Consider the following 20,632-nt stretch of genomic DNA (forward strand, 5'->3'; position numbering starts at 1 on the left):
AAACAGGGATTTTTTTTTGGAAAGACGTAACTTACACTTGTTGAAAAAGAAAGATGTAATTATTGTAGGAGGCGGACTTGCCGGGCTTACGGCAGCTATCGCTTTATCGGGATCGGGACATAAAATCCTACTGTTTGAAATCAATACCTATCCGCATCATAAAGTATGCGGGGAGTATGTGTCCAATGAAGTAATACCCTATTTAGAGCGCCTAGGAATAGATCTTAAGGCCGCTGGTGGCGTCTCTATTACAGATTTTGAAATCAGTACGGCCAAAGGGAACATAATAGCTACAAGACTTCCGCTTGGAGGTACTGGAATAAGCAGATTCTTGTTGGACCACCTTCTATTTCAAAAGGCAAAATCGCAAGGAGTACAATTCGTCTTTTCAAAAGTAACCGACATCTCCTTTGCCAATAACAGATTCACGGTAACCGGTAACGGCCTAGAATATGAAGCCAAAGTTGTATTGGGTGCCTACGGAAAACGATCGACTTTGGATAAAACCCTAAAAAGGCCGTTTAGTTTTAAAAAGCAGGATTGGCTGGCGGTCAAAGCGCATTATAGGAACGACGAATTTTCGGATAGTTTGGTCGCCCTCCATAATTTTGAAGGTGGTTATGGTGGACTCTCAAAAACGGAGACCGGTGCGGTAAATTTTTGCTACCTGGCCAATTACAGCAATTTTAAAAAATATACGGATATCGATGGATTTAACAGAGAGGTGGTTTCTAAAAATCCGTATCTCAGGGATTTTTTAGAGCGATCGGAGCTTATTTTTGACAAGCCCTTGGCCATCGCGCAAATCGCTTTTGATAAAAAGGAGCCGGTCCTAAACCATATTTTAATGTGCGGAGATACTGCCGGCCTCATCCATCCCCTTTGTGGCAATGGTATGGCTATGGCGATACACAGTGCAAAATTAGCTTCCGAAGCGGTTCATGCCTTTTTGAGCGATGGCAAGAATGATCGTGATCGACTGGAAAAAGAGTATGCCAAAAACTGGAATGCCGCCTTTAAAAATCGTTTGTGGTTTGGGAGAAGGTTACAAGGCGTGCTCTTGGATGATAGGTGGATGAATGCCGGATTAGGTATGGCCGGTCGTTCTAAAAACATCTTAAATTATGTCATTTCAAAGACCCACGGAAAAGCTATCGAATAATGATTGATTGGACTCGTAGAAGTGAGCAAAAAGAGCTCATGGACGACTTTACCGGACCTGTAGGGGAGCTCGCAACCGTACTTCAGGATATTACACGGGTAAATCGTATCCTGGGAGGGAACAAAATTACGGTAGACGCGGTTTTTAAGTTGATTGGAGAATTTCAGAAAGAATCGTATACGATTTTAGATATGGGTTGTGCCGATGGAAATATGCTTAGAAACATAGCTCTTGAGGCCAGAAAGCGAACCATAGATGTAAAATTGATAGGCGTGGAGCTAAGTTCGGATGCAGTAATGCTTGCGCGCAAAGCCTCAGAAGATTTTCCTGAAATTAGCTATCATATTAAAGATATTTTAACTGCGGATTTTTCAGATTTTAATTGCGATATTGTAACAACGACCTTGACCATGCACCATTTTAATAATGAAGGGATTTTACAATTTCTTCATCAGTTTGAGCGCTTGTCCACAATAGGAATCGTAATCAATGATTTGGAAAGAAGTAAATTGGCCTACTGGTTGTTCAAAGCCTTTAGTCGACTTTTTATCCGTACCAAAACAGCAAGAATAGATGGCCTGATTTCCATCACCAGAAGTTTTTCCAGATCGGAATTAGAGGCATTTGCAAAAAAATTACCCAAACTTGACCATCGGATTTCGTGGAAATGGGCCTTTAGATATGTATGGGTCATGCGAAAACAGAGACAAAACAATATATGAATACAACAAAAATAGTGGCGGTTACCAAAACATTGCCCAAGTACTGCAGGGAAACCAAGGAAATACTGCCTTTTGTAGAGTTATGGTTGCAGGACCAGGATGAGCGTTTTAGACGTAAGGTCATCAAAATTTTTGAGGGCGCCGCGGTAGACAGGCGGTATAGCATTATGGATCCAGTAGAGGTGTTTTTAGCAACATCCTTTGAGGATAAAAACGCTATATATGCCCGAGAATGTAAAAAATTGGGCAGTACCGTACTCCAAGATGCGCTGATCAAGGCCAAATGGACGCCAGATTCTTTGGATTACATTATTACCGTAAGTTGTACGGGAATTATGATTCCTTCCTTGGATGCCTATTTAATCAATGAACTAGGTCTGCGTCAAGATGTGGTTCGGCTTCCGGTAACGGAGATGGGCTGTGCCGCCGGCGTATCCGGACTTATTTATGCCCATAATTTTTTGAAGTCGAACCCCGGAAAACGAATAGCCATTGTTGCTGTTGAGAGTCCCACGGCAACGTTCCAATTGAACGATTTTTCTATGGCGAATATGGTCAGTGCCGCCATATTTGGTGATGGTGCCGCCTGTGTATTACTTTCTTCGGAGGAGACTGCTGAAGGATCTAAAATAATAGGGGAGGACATGTACCACTTTTCCGACACAACCCACTTAATGGGATTTGACCTTACCAATCATGGCTTAAAGATGATTTTGGACCCTGCGGTGCCGGAGACCATTGCAGACCATTTTCAGGATATCGTTCACCCCTTCTTAGAACGTTATGGAAGTAACATCTCTAAGGTAGAACATCTCATATTTCATCCCGGAGGAAAAAAAATAGTACAGACTGTTGAGGCGCTCTTTGGGAGCCTAGGTAAAAATATTGATGATACGAGAGCGGTTCTAAAACTATACGGTAACATGAGTAGCGCCACCGTACTTTATGTGCTAGAACGATTTATGGAGAAAGATATTCCAGAAGGGCAACAAGGCTTGGTTTTAAGCTTTGGACCTGGCTTTTCGGCGCAGCGGGTTTTGTTGGAATGGTAGCTTTATAGTTGTTAGTCTTTAGGGGCTAGTTGGTAGTGGCGGTTTTTAGTTCGCAGTTGAAGTTGGCAGTAAAATGTAATTAGTGATTAGTGATTAGTGATTAGTGAAAAGTAAATAGTTAAACGTGATCCGGGTGTTAGGGGGAGAAACCTGCCTTGCTATTAGGGATTTAATGAGAACCGGAGCGAAAAATATAGCAACTAAAAAGTAATGCGTACGAAAGATATTTTAGACTTAATGCCCTACACCAAACCTTTTCTGTTCGTAGATAAACTGTTACGTGTAGATGATTCGGGTGCGGAGGGTATTTTTACTTTTGATGCGGGGTTGGATTTCTTTAAAGGCCACTTTAAGGGAAACCCCATTACGCCCGGTGTTTTGCTCACGGAATGTTGCGCACAGATAGGGCTTGTCTGTCTAGGCATTCATCTGTTAAAAGACCAACAAGAGACTACTGGCGTTAAAATAGGGATGAGTAGTTCTCAAATGGATTTTCTAAAACCTGTACTGCCCAATGAAAAGGTGCGCGTGGTGTCTAAAAAAATATATTTTAGGTTTCAGAAATTAAAGTGTGAGGTGCGTATGTACAACAGCAAAGAAGAACTGGTTTGTAAAGGTACGCTCGCAGGAATGTTAAAATCCGATAGCAATGAGTAGACGTGTAGTGATTACAGGGTTGGGCGTCTGTGCACCAAATGGCGTAGGGCTAACGGATTTCACCAAAGCACTTACGAACGGTACGAGCGGGATTCGGTTTCAATCGGAATTAGAGCGACTAAATTTTGGGTGTCAAATTGCTGCAAATCCATTGGTTAGGGATAATATTTTAAATGAATACTTTACACCCTTACAACTAAGAGGTTTGAACGCATCCGGTATTGTATATGGTGTTATTGCCGGGATGGACGCTTGGACAGATGCTGGATTAAAGCCCAATGCCACAGCGGAACCCTATTGGGATTACGGCATCCTGTTCGGTACGGGTATTCTGGGGGTGGATAAGTTTCGAGAGGCCATTTTAAAGATCGATGATCAAAATGTAAGACGGTTGGGCAGCACTAGCGTCCTGCAGACCATGGCGAGTGGTATTAGTGCCTATTTGGGCGGCAACTTAGGTTGCGGCAACCAGGTAACCACTAATTCGTCTGCCTGTACAACCGGAACGGAAGGAGTGTTGATGGGGTATGAGCGAATTTCCAGCGGAAAAGCCGAGGTAATGCTCGTAGGAAGCTGTAGTGATAGTGGTCCGTATGTCTGGGGCGGTTTCGATGCTATGCGGATACTACCCAGGGGGTATAACGACAACCCTACGGAGGCGAGTCGGCCCATGAGTGCATCGGCCAATGGCTTTGTTCCGGGAAGTGGGGCAGGAGCCTTGGTGCTGGAGTCCTTGGAGAGTGCTCAAGACCGAGGTGCTAAGATCTATGCAGAGGTGCTTGGCGGGGAGGTCAATAGTGGCGGTCAGCTGGGAGAAGGTTCCATGACAGCTCCGAATAGCACGGCGGTGCAGCGCTGCATTAGGAACGCCGTGAAGAACGCAGGGATTAAAACTGAGGAAATAGACGTTATAAACGGACATTTGACCGCAACGGCAAAAGACAGTCTAGAGGTAGCGAATTGGAGTGCGGCGCTAGGCAGGAAGGGTGCCGATTTCCCATACATTAACTCGTTTAAAGGGATGATCGGCCATTGCTTGGCCGCTGCCGGGAGTATTGAATGTGTTGGCACTATCCTGCAGTTTAAAGAAGGTGCTATTTTTGGGAATGTCAATTGCGAAGATGTACATCCGGAAATAACGGAAATTATATCAGAAACTAAAATACCGCGCAAGACAATTGCCTATCACCCTAAAGTAATTGCAAAAGCTAGTTTTGGCTTTGGTGATGTAAATGCTTGTGTTATTTTTAAGGTGTATGGTGAATAGGTGTTTTTAGTAGGTGGACTATGATGTTGATTAGTTAAAAAATAGGTTGGGTTAAGCTATAGAGAAAGGAAAATACAGATATGAAAAAAGAAGAACGCTATCAAAAATTAAAAGAGATAATTGCGATATACTTACCTGAGGATGTGAAGGTAACGGCTATTGAAGAAAACAGTAACTTTATAACGGAATTAAACATCAATTCTGCAAATTTAGTGGATATTGTATTGGATGTCGAGGATGCTTTTGATATTCGTATAGAGAATGAGGATATGGATGAAATGCAGACGGTAAACAATGCCTTGGCCATCATTAATAGAAAGCTTTCCGAAGCATAAGGCAGCTTCGTCGGTGCCACTTTATATCGATTAGAGGTATTCTGTAAATGGTTTCATTGGTCGTCATAGTGTTATTTTAGTTCTGTCCGCTTGTATGTTCTCATTTTATTCGGCAGAAACAATCCGTGCCAAACATTTTATCCTATGTACTATGAAAATAATAGTTTCCACATTATTCGTCCTATTACCTATGCTGGTGACCAACGCACAGCAAAAGGGCATCAAATCTACTTTAGTGGTTTTTGATATTGAAAGTAACCAACGGACGACTGTTTTAACGGAAAACGCCCATTTTGAAGCACCAAACTGGAGCAGGGACGGTATCTTTTTTGTCATCAACCAAAATGGTGGACTCTTCAAAGTTACCATGGACAGAACAAAAGAACGGATAGATACCGGGTTTGCGGACAGGTGCAATAACGATCACGGCATTTCGCCCGATGGAAAGACCTTGGTGCTGAGCCATAATTTGGAAGACGGTAATGATGGTTGGTTGACCTCCTGTATGTTTACCGTCCCCATTGATGGGGGAGAACCGGTACGAATTACCAAAAACACCCCTTCTTTTTGGCATGGTTGGTCACCGGATGGTAAAACATTGGTCTATACCGCCAAACGCGGTGAGGTCTTTAATATTTATGCGATTCCCGTTCGTGGCGGAAATGAAATACAACTGACCGATTCCGAGGGATTGGATGACGGTCCCGACTATTCGCATGACGTAAAGCATATCTACTACAATTCCATAGCGTCCGGCACCATGGAGATTTGGCGAATGAGTGCCAACGGAACTGGAAACGAACAGCTAACCGATGACCGTTATTCCAACTGGTTCCCACATCCATCTCCGGATGGGAAACATCTGGTCTATATTTCTTATTTGATAGACCAAGGTAGTGCGCATCCGGCAATGAAAAAGGTGGCCTTGCGCTTATATTCTCTAAAAGAAAAGACCGTTAGAACATTGCATGAATTTATAGGCGGACAGGGTAGTTTGAACGTCCCTTCATGGTCACCCGACGGAAAGCGATTCGCGTTTGTCAGTTATGATTATATAGACTAGGCTATATACCTTTTTATTCGTCCGTTTCCTTAATAAACAAGGAGGCTAACACACCCGCTAGTAAGGATACTGAAATAACCGAAAGGGAAACCCATTCCGGAAATTTCACGTGGTGTGCCAACAGCATTTTAACTCCAACAAAGGCCAGAATCACCACAAGGCTGTAGTTTATGTATCTAAATTTGGCCAACATCCTAGAAATAAGGAAATACATGGACCGAAGCCCTAATATTGCTAAAATGTTGGAGCTGAATACGATAAAAGGGTCGGCAGTAATGGCCAGAATAGCTGGAATACTATCGAGTGCAAAAAGGATGTCCGTAAGCTCAATAACCACCAAGGCAACAAAAAGTGGCGTAGCGGCCTTTACGCCCATTTTAGTAATAAAAAAATCGTGCCCTTGAATCTGCGTGGTTATCGGGTAGATTTTTTTGAGTTGCTTAAATACAAAAGACTCTTTGGGGTTAAATGCGTCATCATCACTCTTTAGCATCTTAAATGCCGTAAAGAGCAAGAAAACACCGAAGACATAAATAATCCAGTCGAACTTCGTAATTAAAGCTACACCAAAAAGAATCATGAGCGCCCGGAACACGATAGCCCCCAAAATACCCCAGAATAATACACGGTGCTGATAAATGGCAGGAATTTTAAACGAAGTAAAGATAACGGCGATTACAAATACGTTATCAATACTCAGCGAAAGTTCAATGAGGTAACCTGTAATATATTTCAATACCGCATCGTTTGGCGTGAGTCCGGTTGGGTTTTCTGTTAATCCGGAGGAAAACAACCAATACACAACGCCACTGAAAGATAGTGCTACGGTGACCCATATAGAGGTCCATATACCTGCTTCCTTAGCTTTTATTACATGGTCCTCTTTGTGAAAAACTCCAAGGTCCAAGGCCAAAAAGACAACTACACAAGCAATAAAAATTATCCAAACCCACATATACGCTAATTTACGCGTGCGAAGTTAATCATCATTTTTAAAATGGGATAGAACAAAAACAAAGATTATTGATCTATTTGAAAGAGAAAGTCGTCCCCGCTGATGCAAGGTTAGTTTCAGTAAACTAAATAAACGCACAGGAAAAGACCAAATGCATTTACAAGAAAAGCATTTTGAAGTTTAACGGTAATACTAGATGTGTTCTTGATTGATGTTGCGCAACAGCGAGCGGTAGGTGATTTTAGTCCAGTTGTAAGGTAAAGGTAATTATGACCTCGTTCGCTTCCCTACTTTTTTTAAGAATAGTAATGTCAAAATCGCTTGTGAATAGGGTAGCGGTTCCGATCAGGGTATCACTATCGTTTTTAAACACTATGGTCAATGGTTTGGAAATACCTTTTAAGGTTAGGTTCCCTTCTACGGACATACGTTCCCCGTTCAATTGTATTTTGGTGCTCGTAAAAGAAATGACAGGATAATTGTCCACGTCAAAATAGGCGGACCTTCGAAGTGCAAAGTCCCGTATAAAATTACCTGTTTTTATGGTCTCGGACGCTACTTGACCGGCGATAACGGAATTTTCCATATTGTCCCAATCGATAACAGAGGTAGAAGTGAAATCGGATACGGTACCGGAAACATCCTTTTTTACAAATGTAAATGTAATCTCGCCGCTTTGTATTCCCGGATGTTGCGCCGGCACCACGGAAGGAATAAGACTAAGGAGAAAAAAAACAAAGAAATGTCTCAACGTATCAGGAATGTTAGGAAAAATAAAAATCTTTGGTAAATAAATTTGGGTTATCACGACCGTAGTTGCAATAACCCAAATTAGCCTTGTAATCGCCTCATTCAGCAATTCAACAATGTTCTAATGTGTTTTCATTTTGGCCTTTCGGCGTTGTAATTGACGATCCAGGTCGCTGACGGTCGAAGCAATGGAAGCTTCGAAACTAGCTGTACTGGACTCCGCAAAGAGCCGTGGCCCCGGAGCACTTAACCGGATATTACAAATCATTCCGGTATCGGGAGAGGAGGTATTCTCCTTTTTAAAAAATACATCTGCCCGGACAACAAAATCGAACTTGTCCAATAATTTATCCAGTTTTTCCGCGGCCATAATTTCCAAACGGTTACTGGCCTTTACATCATCATATTCAAAATTAATATTCATACGTATAATTGTTTAGTAAAAGGTATGAAATTCTAAGGAAAACGAGCTTATATTTTCGATTGAATTTCAACAATAGTTTTTAAAATATTCTTTAGTTGCTGATAACCTGCTATTTATATCGATATATGAAAATGTAACAGTTCCGCTTTATGTATTCAACCGTAGGTCGGTTAAAAAAAACTGTTCAACCCTTTGGGACGCTCAAACACCTACACATAGGGACAGGAAACGGCCTCGGAAACCATTTATACGCTAGCCATTGCGGATAAAATCCTGAATACGGGACTAAAATAGGTAATAAACGAATATAGAACCCTTGTTTCCGGGTCTTTAAAACTCGAATACGGCATAGGGAATAATCGATAGCCATATCACAAAATAATAGCCACTTGGAAAAAGGAAAAGTAGTAACTACCATGAATTGTATTATAAAATATGTTATTTTGTAGGGGAACAGGAGTTAAAAAAAATGAAAAAAACGCTAATCTTTCTTTGCTGTACACTGGGATTTGTTTTTACCATGGCGGCTCAGGGCCAAAAACGGGATTCATTGGATGGGGCAGTTGAGAAAGACGAAGGTCCTTTGGTGTTAAAATTTGAACCTAAATTGGATATTACAGCGAATCGTAAACGTACACTTTTTAAACAATACAGGCACCGTATAGACACCATGCAGATTTCAGAAAAGAAAAAACAACGCTTATTGCGGAATCTGTACAAGGATATCTACGAAGGTACATTTGAGAAAACACAATTGAGCAACACGTTTTTCGAGGATGATATGGAGTATTAGTTATGGTCATCAAAAAAGTTTTTAATTTGAACGTATGGATATAGGACGTAATAGTACCATAAAGGAGATTATACGAAAGCAAAACTTCCTGCCGATGAAAAGAGGGTTGGTCTTGATGCTGACATGCAACTTGTTCCTAAGTTGTGGGAGTGTAAACAAGGTGCCGGAGCAAGAACAATCCCCATCGGAATTCATCCGTTTCATGGGTCAAAGATCATTTGAATTTAGTGCGGACACCGCACATCCGATGACTACCCAAGCGTTTAACTCGGTTGCAAACGCGGGTCTTTTACCGCCAGGGAGTACACCGGGGCCCATTCAGCTTATCGGAGTTTCCAACTATATAAAGGTATATGGGGATAGTGTATCGGGTGCCATGCCGTTTTATGGCGAACGTCAGTTTGGAGGCGGCCCCCTGTCCAAGCAGGGCATCGAATTTGATGGAATTCCGGATAGCTATGAGCAACGGTATAACGAGGCAAAAGAGCGGTATGAAATTGAATTTGAAATCTCTGGCGAAACGGGAAGGCATCTGGTGAACATGAGCGTGTTTCGCAATATGGCCGCCGATGTTTTAGTGACCGGAAATCAACGCAATGCCATTCGGTTTAGGGGCAAGGTTGCGGCTATCGAAAGCGATAAGGACTAAATTACTTCACGAACAACATTCCATAACTCGGTCCAAGTAGGCATTTTGGCCTGTTATCATCTTTATACCCCCCTTGGTTTACGTTAAAAAAAGCTTAAAGCACTCAGGTTTTCAGCGCTTATTCGTTTATCCCTTTTTAGATCGATACCTTTGCGGCTCAAAAACATAAAAAAGCTTTCAGGTAAGCCCGTGAGTCGTCCGTTAGGAGGTGATTTATGATAACAAGGCAAGTCTGGGGGTGTTTAAATCTCGGATATCGAGTAAACTATTTAAATGAACATTATGGGTAAAGTAAAAGAAGGTGATGTAGTTTTGGTGCATTATACAGGTAAATTAAGCGACGGGCAGGTGTTCGATAGTTCTTTGCAGCGCGAGCCGTTGGAAGTAAAATTGGGAGAAGGAAACTTGATTCCCGGTTTTGAAAAAGGACTTTTGGATATGGCACCAGCCGAAAAAAAGATCATTGTAATCGATAAGAAAGAGGCTTACGGCGAAAAGCAGGAGGAGCTTTTTCAAACGGTTCCTAAGGAGCATTTGCCACAGGAAATTACTCCGGAAGTGGATATGGCCCTAGTAGCGGCCAATGAAGATGGTTCGGAAAGGCAACTGCGCATCGCGGAGGTAAACGAGAACGATATTGTGGTGGATGCCAATCACCCTTTGGCAGGTCACGACCTTACGTTTGAACTGGAACTGGTAGCAATAAAGTAGGTCCCAAACGGATACAGTTAAGAAGACCGCCTAACTTTAGGCGGTTTTTTTATGGATACACGGGTCTAAACAATCCACTGGCTTCAAAGTGGCACACTTGCTTTGCTAGCGCTTTTAGCTGTAAGCTTACTGTTAAGACCGCCACCGCTTCCCTACAATTTTGTATTTTTAAACGCCCGCATGGGATACGGTTCCGTTAGGGGCTGCTGTGCTAAGCTAACTTTTAATCAACCTTAAAAAAACCAACCGTATGATGCTATTGTCTCAACGCTTTAACACGCCATCCTTATTCAGCTTACTTTCTATTTGTATCATCCTTCTCCTTGGCGTATCCTGCCAAGAGACTCCTGCCGATCCTAACAAAGAAGAGTGGGTGGCCTTGTTCGATGGTGCTAATTATGCCGACTGGACCCCAAAATTCAAGGGATCGGAACTCGGGGAGAATTATAAAAACCGATTTGTGTATGCCGATAGCTTATTGAGTGTTAGGTATGCGGAAACGGATTCTTTCGGAGGGGATTTTGGACACTTATTTTATAAAAAGAAGTTTTCGCATTATAAATTGAAGGCCACCTACAGGTTTGTTGGGGAGCAGATGAAAAATGGACCGGGTTGGGCCGTTCGAAATAACGGACTCATGCTACACTGTCAAGATCCTAAAACATTGGGGCTGGAACAGGATTTCCCCATTTCTTTAGAGCTACAACTCTTGGGAGGGAACGGTACGGATGCCCGTACGACGGCCAATTTATGTACGCCCGGTACCAATGTGGTTATGGGGGACACTTTATTTAGGCCCCATTGTGTCAATTCCAACTCCAAGACCTACCATGGCGACCAATGGGTAGAGGTAGAGGCCTTGGTCCTAGGGGATTCCCTAGTACAACATCGCATGGATGGGGAAGTTGTTCTGGAGTTCAATAATCCTACCATAGGCGGCGGTAATGTAGCTGGCTATTTGGAAAGTGCTTTCGAAGAAGGCAGACCCTTGAAGGAAGGCTATATATCCATTCAGGCGGAAACACATCCTATAGATTTTAAGTCGATTGAACTTTTGGACCTTTGTGGATGCATGGACGAAACAGCTAAAAATTATAAGTCCTATTATGTAAAAGCGGATAACACTACCTGTATTTACTAGTAATGATGACCTTGATATGATTCATTGGAACCTGAGCAACATCGTATAGATAGGATGCTTATTGCTGCAACACCGGGTAGTAAAAAATAAAATAGAGGATATGACCATCATTGATTTAAAGGATAAAACGATATTACTTACCGGTGCCTCGGATGGCATAGGTAGGGCAGTGGCCGATTATCTCATGGAAATGGGGGCGAAGGTAGCCGTTCATTACAACAGCAACAAGAGTGCTGCGGATGCTTTGGTGGCAAAACATCACAATGGCTCCAAGGTTTTCCAGGCCGATGTATCCAAAGAAAAAGAAGTACTAGGACTGTTTGATGCGGTTGTAGCACATTTTGGAAGATTGGATGTGATCGTTCTTAACGCAGGTGTCTTTTTAGAGCAACCAATGCACTTGAATACCGCGGACTGGCTCAACATCTGGAAGAAAACCATGGCCGTAAATTTGGATGCAGTGGGAATACTGACCAAGTTGGGCCTAGATCATTTCTTGGAACAGGGTGAAGGCCGATTCGTATATCTGGGAAGCAGGGCGGTCTTTAGGGGCGAAACCCAGGAATTCCTGGCGTATGCGGCTTCCAAAGGGGGTATTACGTCCTTGGCTCGGAGTGTGGCGCGTTCCTTTGGAAAACAAAATATAAAGGCCTTTGTTGTGGCTCCCGGATTTACCAGGACCCGCATGGCCGAAAAATTCATAGCATCCCACGGGGAAGAAAAAGTACTCAATGAAATTGCCCTCAACGAACTCACCCGACCCGAAGATCTAGCACCGCTCATTGCGCTGTTATGCAGTGGCGGCATGGACCATGCCACCGGAACTACCATAGATATGAACGCAGGAAGCCATATTCGATAGCTTATGAAATGGAGAACCTATATTTTAATTGCATTTTTGGCCTTGGGTGCCTGTAAAGAAGCGCAAAAGGAGCAGGCGGCCCAACCCAAAAGCGCTGTTATGCCAACAGAAGAACGTGTGCTGTCAACATATCAGGATTTGGAGGGCAACCCCATTGAGATAGAAGATTATAAAGGGAAAAGGGTGCTGATTAATTATTGGGCGACTTGGTGCCGTCCCTGTATCGAAGAAATGCCCGATTTGCTGGAACTACAAGCGAGTTTAGCAGCGGAAAACTACGTCTTTTTATTGGCTTCCGATGAGTCCGTCAAGAAAATAGAAAAGTTTAAGCGTGCCAAAAACTTTGAGTTTACCTTTATCAAATACAACGGTACATACCCTGAGCTAGAAATAAATGCATTACCCGTAACCTTTGTATATAATGAAGCAGGGGAGCGGGTACTGCGCTTTGATGGCGCCAAGGAATGGAACACCCCAAAATTAAAGAAACAACTAAAAAACTTACAGTGATGCGATTTTCGGCTTGTCTAAATTTGGTTTTGGTGTTATTAATAAGTAGTTGTAAACAAGATATTAAGAATACTTTACCGGAAGTAAAGGTTAATAGTATTGAGTTGATGGAGTCTCCAGCCGGAGATTCCAGTTCCTTACCGCATTTGGTGTCGAATTCAGAGGGTACACTGCTTTCCTGGGTGGAAACCAAAGGGGATAGCCTTGCCACATTGTACTATGCCGAACTGATAGACGGAAATTGGCAAGCACCCGAACGGATTATACAGGGAACGGATTGGTTCGTGAACTGGGCAGATTATCCCATGGTTGCCAAAAACAAGGGAAATTACTGGTCGCACGTACTTAAAAAATCTTCGGAAGGCACGTATTCCTATGATGTAAAAATGAACTTGAAACAAAGCGGGCGCGATACCTGGCAAACCAATGTGGACCTGCATACCGATGGCACCCCAACAGAGCATGGTTTTGTGACGGTCTTGCCCTATAAAGATGCTTTTTTTGTGACCTGGCTAGATGGTAGGCATACCCAAGAAAACGAAGCAGGGGAGCGGGGCGCCATGACCTTGAGGGCGGCAGAAGTAGCGGTGGACGGAACCCTAAGTGAACAGCGGGAATTGGATATAAGTACCTGTGATTGCTGCCAGACCACGGCCGCAATAACGGATAATGGTCCGGTAGTGCTGTACCGGGATCGCTCGGAAGAAGAAATCCGGGATATCAGTATTGTACGACAGGTAAACGGTAAATGGACAGCACCTAAACCCGTACACGCCGACGGTTGGAAAATAAAAGGATGTCCGGTAAACGGACCCAAAGTAGCAGCGTTGGGAAATAATTTGGTCGCCGCTTGGTTTACCGCTGCACAAGATACCGCGAAAGTGAAGCTGGCATTCTCTAAGGATGCGGGTACACAATTTCAAGCACCGGTGGTCATTGCCTCGGGAAATGCCATGGGAAGGGTAGATGTGGTCTGGGTCGATGAAGAAACCGCCGTAGTGACTTGGATGGAAACCGAAGAAAAACGGGCACGTCTGAAACTGGCAAAGGTGACGACGAGGGGAGTGGTTTCCGATAAAATGACCGTGGTAGAACTGAACGGTTCCCGACAATCCGGATTTCCGCAGATGGAAAAGGTAGAGGATATGCTGTATTTCGCTTGGACGGAGGTTACGAATTCCGGAACCGGCATACGAATGGCAAAGATTGCCATTAGCGCACTTTAAGTCCTGTTAGCTGGGGCGTACTAAAGCCTGCATTTCTAAAAAAAACATACGTAAGAACACCATTAACAATCTGAATAGAGTTGAAGTGGTTCATTCGGAGGTTATATGTTTTTATCCGGATTTAGATACACGCGTTAAGAATATACCATTGGGTTTATTTGGATAATCGCTTTACGGCATAAGCCCAGCCGATAAAAAGAAATTGAACAGGTAAGCGGATGAGAGCAGCCTGTTTGCTACCTATAGCAGGTGTTTCCTGAAAAATGTCCCAAATATGGATGGGTAGGAACAGCAACATAAGAATAATAATGCCCGTGGCCGCCTTTTTAGTGTATTGGGGAATAAGCAACAAGATGGCCAACACTACTTCAACCACGCCCGAGGCATAGACCAACACGGTCTTGGCCGGTAAAAACGCGGGTACGAAAGGTTCGTAAAAAGCAGGTTTTATAAAGTGCTGAATTCCTGCATAGCCTATAAATAATGCTAGTAGTATCTGAAGAACGCGCCAAAGTAGTTTCATTGGTGTTGGTTTACTGATTAGAGATTGTAAGATACACTTTCCGAAAACAATTACTGCATATACCGTATGGATGAATATGTGGAGACGTCTTTTCCTGTGTTTAATAAAATTCTTTTGTGGTAAGATCGTGTGCATCGAATTGGATATGGAATTTTGTTGGAGCTAGCATGGTAAGAAAAAAGTGTTGGATGTCATGCGGTGTCCTTGCTTGCAATGATGACGGAGGGATACTATTAGAGGGGACAGCCTGGAATGCAGGGTTGAGCGAATCCTAAATATTCTATTTTACATAATATAAATTATAGTACATTTATAGCAAATTAGCGGATAGCACATTTTCGTGCTATTTTACATCGTTGCAGTTATCGGCCCTTAGGACTATAACGTTAGCAATTATGTAAAAGCTAATTTGCGGACTAGCATCGACATTAATTCAATTAGGCAGCCGCCTCGTCTCGCCGCCAAAAGCAATCAGCCACTGGCTAATTTCTTTTGTCACGGGTTATGTAAAATAGCCGCTACCAAGCGCTCGATTGCTTTTTAAAATCAAATTGCTTTTCCAGCGGCATCATCTCGCAGCTTCGTAAAATTGATACTTAATCAATTTTACTCACTCGTATTTTAAACACCCCCGAAGCTTCGGGAGCCATCGCTTGGCCAGCGCCACGACACAAGTTTTAAAGGTCTTGTAGACGTTTAAAATTTTGAGCGAGTTGATGCGGCTGGCATTTTTGATTATATGTTTTTGTAAATTTTTCACTACCATTTCGTCAGATTACCACAACAGCACAAAGTTTAAGAAAAATAAATTTCTGTGCACTTGCTACTCTTTCGTACTGGTTAAAGATTTTCTTTCGGTACTAAAAATATTATGTCAAATAGAAAAATGAATATCATAATCAACATCTCTTAAGGTCTCTTATCAAATCAGGTTCCTTTAATGCAAAGAGTATTGATTTTCTCAAAATGATTCTTAAAAATTTTAAAATATCAATTATTGAAACCTTCTCGAGAACTTTAAGCCTTTTTTCGAAATCAATAAAATCACCATGGGCGATTGAACTTCTATAGTTATAGATGATTCCCATTACATTACCCAAATTAAGCGTATCAGGTCCTTTTATGTATTCTTCTACTAATACTGGCTTAGTTAGCCTATTGTTTATGAGGTTTAATTTCGATTGTAATTGTAAATTAATAGACTTTAACTTATCCATACTACCATCTACAAACAGTAATTCAAGACACGCTATATAACTAACAATTTTAAAAACTGAATTATTAGAAATTTCACTTGTTTTAAAATAATCATCTAGAGCCTTAGATATATGGGGGAAATTTTCTTTTACCGTTTCAAATTTTTTTAGTAGATCTAAATTTTTTAAAAATTCAATTTTATCATTTTGATTAAAATTTTTTGAATCCCATATTTTTGGATAGAATTGACTCGTATCATTATTATAATTAATTATATTCTTATCATTGAAATATGTGTAAGCGCTAAGTTCCTCGAAAGAATATTTTATTGAGAGCCCTATTTCACTATTTTCAGGACCTTTTGCAAATCCAAAAGGGACAAAAAACTCCTTCTCCATTAGTAAAAGTGCCTTGGCAAAAAATAAGTTGTAATGATGTCCTATACTGTGTTCCAAAACAAAGTATCTTATATCATCATCTTTCCTTTTCTCTACATTAGCACCGCCAGATTCAAGCTTTTTTGTTACCCTATATTCATGTAAATTAAAATCAAAAGGTACATTGCCGAACTTGACTAGTAGTCTTTTTAAAATACCAATCTGCTCTTTTGATGCGGCTTTTAACACCAATCCTTCTGTTATTTCTAATTCCTTTTGAACATCAAAATCAATTAAATTCTCAATATAATAATATGCAGACATGATTTGTATTTAGAATTTGAATGGGAAGTTATCTATTCTTTTTTCCTTGATAAAAAAAGAATCAAAAAGATACTCATTGCTAGTTATTGATTTTTAATGGTATTCGTGAATCTCCTTCGTCGATTTCAAGGCTTACAGATAATTTTAGAAACAATGTACGGCTCAGTCGCTATATTCTAGAAAGCATTCTAACTCTTAAGATTACTTTGAACTCTTTGAAACATTAAATTGGTCAATATGCTGTATTACCAGCCCTCTAGAATATGGCCGCTCCCCTCACCTATTGTTTAGCTAAAATTCTCTTAGGCCAGAACCTTCCTGCTAGCGTCAACCTAGTAGAAGTGATTATATATTTTCTCAAGAAAACCAACTTCTTCTCTATTTAATCTTTTTTCTTTAGTCCCTTCATGAGCCCACATATTTCTATATGAGTTAAACCTAGAAATCCACTTAATTCTTTCTGCTGTGCTATTAAAACCAACGCCTATATCTATTGAAAAGTCATCCTTAAAGGTCGTAAAGCCATCCTTGGTTGTTTCTGGTTCCTTTATCCAGTATTTTTTAATAATTGTCTTATAGTCATTTATGTGCAACATGTCTGTCCATGGAATATTCTTGTTTTCAAGTTCTTCCTTATAGTTTCTCTCCATTTCTTCCTCAGCTCTCCTTGAACATTCTCTTTTAATACTATTTATTTCAAGTTCCCAATTGCTTTTATATAACGTCTTTATTTTATCAAGAACTATTTTTTTCATCCTTTTTTCTATGGCTATACCATACTTTCGTCCTTCATCCTGTAAACTTTCATCTTGTCTTTCTTTCCAATCAATAAGTTCTTTCGGATTAAATTCTGGCAGCGCAGAATTTATTTTTGATTGAAAGAAGTAAAGCCACTCTTTTTCTGCTCCTGAACCTCTAATAATTAGAATTTTTTCTTCCTCTTCTTTTTCAATCACTTTCAGAGCGTCAAAAAAGGCAACCAAATATTTTTCGATTGCATCAAATCTAGCCGTTGGTGTTGAACTCAAGTTTAATTCACCATTAGCACACAAATGTTTGTTCAAACTTCCAATCAAGCATATAAAAGCATATGTGCCTCTATTGGACATTATAAAATATCTTTCTCTTTCGTAAATTTCGGTGTAGTTTTCTTCTACAAATTCGTAACACAAATTGATAAACTGAACCAATTTCTTTTTAGTAGAAATCATTTCAGCATTATGGTTTTGGTTATTAATATTGTAGAACATGCCACCTGTGCTCTCAGGAACATAGATATTTCCTTTGGCCTTTGGTAATAATCCTGAATCCAGAAGTGCTTGATTAAAGGGTCTTGCAGATAGTTTACCGGGTTCCGCACTAATTTCAATAGTTGAATATAATGGACCTTCAGTTTCAGATAATTCCCTAATGATTGAAGACCTTAATGCTCTTAATCGCATTATTGCTAGTTTATTATCCCAATTGACATCTTCATCAAGCATTATAACCAAACTTGGGTTTACAGCTTTTTGATTTTGATTAATATCTATGAATATATTTAGCTGTTCATTTGCTGTCAAATCGTTAAAAGCCACTACCGGTATTGTGCTAGTATATCTAAACTCTGAATTTGCATAACCATAAAGTCTATGTTGACCATCTATGATAAAGGCAATGGAATACGCATGAGGTATTTTTAGCATTCCAAACCTTGATGAAGTACTACTGGAACGTGCAGAAGATTCGAATTGCAACTTATGCTTAGTCTTCGCAAAATTTACTATCAAAGAATTAGGAAAGTAACCTTCATTGTCAATAAAAGCGGTAATTCCTTTTAATCTACTAGGAACCAGTAATCTTTGATAATTAGGAGTATATTCCTCATTGACTTTAGTCCGATGTAATACAAAGCCCATTTTCAACAGCAACTCTGGTTCAATTGAAAACATGTAATATTTTTTCCCGCCCATATTTCCCTCAACAGCAGGGATTAGAATTTTATCCTTACTTATCAATTCGTTTTTAAATAGTAAGCCCAAGAATTGATATCTTGCAGGGTTCTTATAGCTCTTTATTAAACTATTAACATACCGATAAGTATTGTCATTAAAATAAAATGATTTAGTTGCATTAAACCGGACCATGTCATCAGATTCTCTATCAAGTCTTAAATTTCGAGTAGCGAATATGAATTTTAGTTTTCTACCATCCCCAACTAGCTGTTCCATAGTTTTTCTGAAACCATCTAATCTCAAACCTAATAAATCAAACTCGTCTTTATAGGATGGGGCTTTTTTAGACTTTGCACTAGATTTACACTCAACCAAAATTATCGTCTCATCATCTATAGCAATTACATCAATTTGTTTTTTGTCTTCTTCCTTTTTTCCAAAAGGTAATTGGAAAGTTTCATCATAGTTCAAATGCCGATAACCTAATTCATAAAGTTGACACCAAATATCATCTTCAAATTTTATATCATGCCTCTTCTCTTTCCTAATTTTAGTTTTGGTCTTGGTAGGTGTTCCGTATTCTTCCCATCCTTCCTTGACAAAATCTTCTACCAAAGAGTGCATTACACTTTTGAGCATATATTGGCTCTTTTTAACCCTATATAACCTCTTAAGTAACTTTAAGTCTGTTGTGAGCTTACCTCTAAGCTCAACTGCCTTTATTTCGGGAATAAAACTCATATGGTCTGTACGTTGGTAATTATTAATTCATCATACCTACCTCTTTTTGCATTTTTTCCACCTATTAAACTTGCCCTACTTATTTTTGAAATTTTGTCACCATTATTGAATATTTCTCTTATTTTTAAATGCCAAGCATTCGTTAAAATATAGTAAGCTCCAATTTGTTTTATTTCCTCTATAGTGCTAGCTAATCGATATTGGTCCTCAAGTGAAAAAAGCTTTTGGTTATATTTTATAAAACCATTGTTGTTATGTGCGACGGTATAAGGTGGGTCTAAAAAAACTAAATCATTTTTTTTGATATTATCCAAACAACTTGCAAAGTCAAAACTGCTAAAAACACATGGTTTTAAAACTTTGCTTATTAATTTCAAATTTTCCTCTTCAACAAAGTCTTTTGTTCTGAAACCATATGGAACATTATATTCCCCCTTAAGGTTTACTCGGTAAATACCATTAAAAGAGGTCTGATTTAGGTAAATAAATTTTGCAGCTTTCTTGTAATCATTTCTAAATTTTTTTGAACGGATTTTATAATAATCATCCTTTGTGTTCTTCAATTTTTTTAGTTCCACTAAAACTTTTTCCACATCATCCTTTATACATTCATAAGTATGAATCAAATTAGGATTGAAATCGTTTAAAAAAGAAGTTTTGGTCGGCTGTAAATGAAAATAGATTGCTCCTCCTCCGAGAAAAAGCTCATGATAATTATTATACCCGTTTGTAGGAAGAAACTTTGCTAAATCTTTTAAAAGCCATCTTTTGCCTCCAGCCCATCGAAGAAATGGTTCGCAAGAAATCTTATCAATTGAAGTTGATTGAAATGTGTTATTCATATTTGGTTAGGTAATTTCAAAGATATAAAAATTCCTACAAACATTCCATTCCATACACATTACCACTACGCTCCTATCGTCGCTCCGGGCAAAGAGTATTCCATTACCTTTTGACAAGAAGTTTTAGAAAGAAAAAAATCAAAGAAGATGGTAACAACTATGCCCGCGCACCATCTCGCTCAAATAATAAAGATTCTCAATCTTTATTCTTATGCCGTAATCAAAGCTCAAGTTACATAACGCAGAACATTATAGTACATTTATAGCAAATTAGCGGATAGCACATTTTCGTGCTATTTTACATAGTTGCAGTTATCGGCCCTTAGGACTATAGCGTTAGCAATTATGTAAAAGCTAATTTGCAGACTAGCATCGACATTAATTCAATTAGGCAGCCGCATCATCTCGCCGCCAA

General features: G+C 40.2%; 21 protein-coding genes. 14 read left to right on the top strand and 7 right to left on the bottom strand.

Features of this window, described 5'->3' with window-relative positions; all coding sequences use genetic code 11:
• The first annotated feature begins 40 nt into the window (after nucleotides 1–40).
• The 7 genes from ACFQZJ_RS09015 to ACFQZJ_RS09045 all read left to right on the top strand — a co-directional run bounded on the left by ACFQZJ_RS09015 (nucleotide 41) and on the right by ACFQZJ_RS09045 (nucleotide 6,258).
• Nucleotides 41–1,162 carry an NAD(P)/FAD-dependent oxidoreductase gene (locus ACFQZJ_RS09015; RefSeq protein WP_379934004.1) on the top strand — a complete coding sequence of 374 codons (1,122 nt, stop codon included), beginning with the start codon at nucleotides 41–43 and terminating at the stop codon, nucleotides 1,160–1,162.
• A complete protein-coding gene (locus ACFQZJ_RS09020) occupies nucleotides 1,162–1,884 on the top strand; it encodes a methyltransferase domain-containing protein (RefSeq protein WP_379934005.1) in 723 nt (240 codons plus the stop codon). The genes ACFQZJ_RS09015 and ACFQZJ_RS09020 overlap by 1 nt, the downstream gene beginning before the upstream one ends.
• A complete protein-coding gene (locus ACFQZJ_RS09025; protein ID WP_379934007.1) occupies nucleotides 1,881–2,936 on the top strand; it encodes a type III polyketide synthase in 1,056 nt (351 codons plus the stop codon). Before ACFQZJ_RS09020 ends, ACFQZJ_RS09025 begins: the two co-directional genes overlap by 4 nt.
• Before the next feature lie 210 nt (nucleotides 2,937–3,146).
• The gene (locus tag ACFQZJ_RS09030; RefSeq protein WP_379934009.1) at nucleotides 3,147–3,593 is read left to right on the top strand and encodes a 3-hydroxyacyl-ACP dehydratase FabZ family protein; all 447 of its coding nucleotides are present in this window, start codon (nucleotides 3,147–3,149) and stop codon (nucleotides 3,591–3,593) included.
• Nucleotides 3,586–4,860, top strand: a complete 1,275-nt coding sequence (locus ACFQZJ_RS09035) for a beta-ketoacyl-[acyl-carrier-protein] synthase family protein (protein ID WP_379934010.1) — start codon at nucleotides 3,586–3,588, stop codon at nucleotides 4,858–4,860. Before ACFQZJ_RS09030 ends, ACFQZJ_RS09035 begins: the two co-directional genes overlap by 8 nt.
• Before the next feature lie 80 nt (nucleotides 4,861–4,940).
• Nucleotides 4,941–5,195: an acyl carrier protein gene (locus tag ACFQZJ_RS09040; protein WP_379934012.1), complete on the top strand. Its 255-nt coding sequence runs from the start codon at nucleotides 4,941–4,943 to the stop codon at nucleotides 5,193–5,195.
• A 151-nt stretch (nucleotides 5,196–5,346) separates the two neighbouring features.
• Complete coding sequence (locus ACFQZJ_RS09045) at nucleotides 5,347–6,258, top strand: TolB family protein (protein ID WP_379934014.1); 912 nt, start codon at nucleotides 5,347–5,349, stop codon at nucleotides 6,256–6,258.
• A 13-nt stretch (nucleotides 6,259–6,271) separates the two neighbouring features.
• Here ACFQZJ_RS09045 and ACFQZJ_RS09050 read toward each other — a convergent pair whose 3' ends face one another.
• From ACFQZJ_RS09050 to ACFQZJ_RS09060, 3 genes are all read right to left on the bottom strand, one after another.
• Nucleotides 6,272–7,213 carry a TerC family protein gene (locus tag ACFQZJ_RS09050; RefSeq protein WP_379934016.1) on the bottom strand — a complete coding sequence of 314 codons (942 nt, stop codon included), beginning with the start codon at nucleotides 7,211–7,213 and terminating at the stop codon, nucleotides 6,272–6,274.
• Nucleotides 7,214–7,454: 241 nt separating this feature from the next.
• Nucleotides 7,455–7,964 (bottom strand): YceI family protein, encoded by a 510-nt coding sequence (locus tag ACFQZJ_RS09055; RefSeq protein WP_379934017.1) that lies wholly within the window; start codon nucleotides 7,962–7,964, stop codon nucleotides 7,455–7,457.
• Nucleotides 7,965–8,084: 120 nt separating this feature from the next.
• Entirely contained in the window at nucleotides 8,085–8,387 is a 303-nt protein-coding gene (locus ACFQZJ_RS09060; RefSeq protein WP_379934018.1) for an HPF/RaiA family ribosome-associated protein, read from the bottom strand.
• A gap of 469 nt (nucleotides 8,388–8,856) precedes the next feature.
• Between ACFQZJ_RS09060 and ACFQZJ_RS09065 the strand changes: the two genes are divergently transcribed.
• From ACFQZJ_RS09065 to ACFQZJ_RS09095, 7 genes are all read left to right on the top strand, one after another.
• The gene (locus tag ACFQZJ_RS09065) at nucleotides 8,857–9,180 is read left to right on the top strand and encodes a hypothetical protein (RefSeq protein WP_379934020.1); all 324 of its coding nucleotides are present in this window, start codon (nucleotides 8,857–8,859) and stop codon (nucleotides 9,178–9,180) included.
• A gap of 34 nt (nucleotides 9,181–9,214) precedes the next feature.
• A complete protein-coding gene (locus ACFQZJ_RS09070; protein WP_379934021.1) occupies nucleotides 9,215–9,829 on the top strand; it encodes a DUF4251 domain-containing protein in 615 nt (204 codons plus the stop codon).
• A gap of 282 nt (nucleotides 9,830–10,111) precedes the next feature.
• Complete coding sequence (locus ACFQZJ_RS09075) at nucleotides 10,112–10,540, top strand: FKBP-type peptidyl-prolyl cis-trans isomerase (RefSeq protein ID WP_379934023.1); 429 nt, start codon at nucleotides 10,112–10,114, stop codon at nucleotides 10,538–10,540.
• Nucleotides 10,541–10,790: 250 nt separating this feature from the next.
• Nucleotides 10,791–11,681, top strand: a complete 891-nt coding sequence (locus ACFQZJ_RS09080) for a 3-keto-disaccharide hydrolase (protein ID WP_379934025.1) — start codon at nucleotides 10,791–10,793, stop codon at nucleotides 11,679–11,681.
• A 100-nt stretch (nucleotides 11,682–11,781) separates the two neighbouring features.
• Complete coding sequence (locus tag ACFQZJ_RS09085; protein WP_379934026.1) at nucleotides 11,782–12,543, top strand: SDR family NAD(P)-dependent oxidoreductase; 762 nt, start codon at nucleotides 11,782–11,784, stop codon at nucleotides 12,541–12,543.
• A gap of 3 nt (nucleotides 12,544–12,546) precedes the next feature.
• Nucleotides 12,547–13,053 carry a TlpA family protein disulfide reductase gene (locus ACFQZJ_RS09090; RefSeq protein ID WP_379934027.1) on the top strand — a complete coding sequence of 169 codons (507 nt, stop codon included), beginning with the start codon at nucleotides 12,547–12,549 and terminating at the stop codon, nucleotides 13,051–13,053.
• Between the two features lie 107 nt (nucleotides 13,054–13,160).
• The gene (locus ACFQZJ_RS09095; protein WP_379934028.1) at nucleotides 13,161–14,279 is read left to right on the top strand and encodes a hypothetical protein; all 1,119 of its coding nucleotides are present in this window, start codon (nucleotides 13,161–13,163) and stop codon (nucleotides 14,277–14,279) included.
• A gap of 154 nt (nucleotides 14,280–14,433) precedes the next feature.
• On the opposite strand, the gene ACFQZJ_RS09100 is transcribed toward ACFQZJ_RS09095, so the two are convergent.
• From ACFQZJ_RS09100 to ACFQZJ_RS09115, 4 genes are all read right to left on the bottom strand, one after another.
• Complete coding sequence (locus ACFQZJ_RS09100; protein ID WP_379934029.1) at nucleotides 14,434–14,802, bottom strand: DoxX family protein; 369 nt, start codon at nucleotides 14,800–14,802, stop codon at nucleotides 14,434–14,436.
• A gap of 899 nt (nucleotides 14,803–15,701) precedes the next feature.
• Entirely contained in the window at nucleotides 15,702–16,700 is a 999-nt protein-coding gene (locus tag ACFQZJ_RS09105; RefSeq protein WP_379934030.1) for a hypothetical protein, read from the bottom strand.
• 332 nt (nucleotides 16,701–17,032) lie between these two features.
• Nucleotides 17,033–19,375 carry a DGQHR domain-containing protein gene (locus ACFQZJ_RS09110; RefSeq protein WP_379934031.1) on the bottom strand — a complete coding sequence of 781 codons (2,343 nt, stop codon included), beginning with the start codon at nucleotides 19,373–19,375 and terminating at the stop codon, nucleotides 17,033–17,035.
• Nucleotides 19,372–20,217: a DNA adenine methylase gene (locus tag ACFQZJ_RS09115; protein ID WP_379934032.1), complete on the bottom strand. Its 846-nt coding sequence runs from the start codon at nucleotides 20,215–20,217 to the stop codon at nucleotides 19,372–19,374. Before ACFQZJ_RS09115 ends, ACFQZJ_RS09110 begins: the two co-directional genes overlap by 4 nt.
• Nucleotides 20,218–20,632 lie beyond the last annotated feature (415 nt).

This window comes from Maribacter chungangensis (genome assembly GCF_042676845.1).
In the GTDB taxonomy this organism is placed as follows: domain Bacteria; phylum Bacteroidota; class Bacteroidia; order Flavobacteriales; family Flavobacteriaceae; genus Maribacter; species Maribacter chungangensis.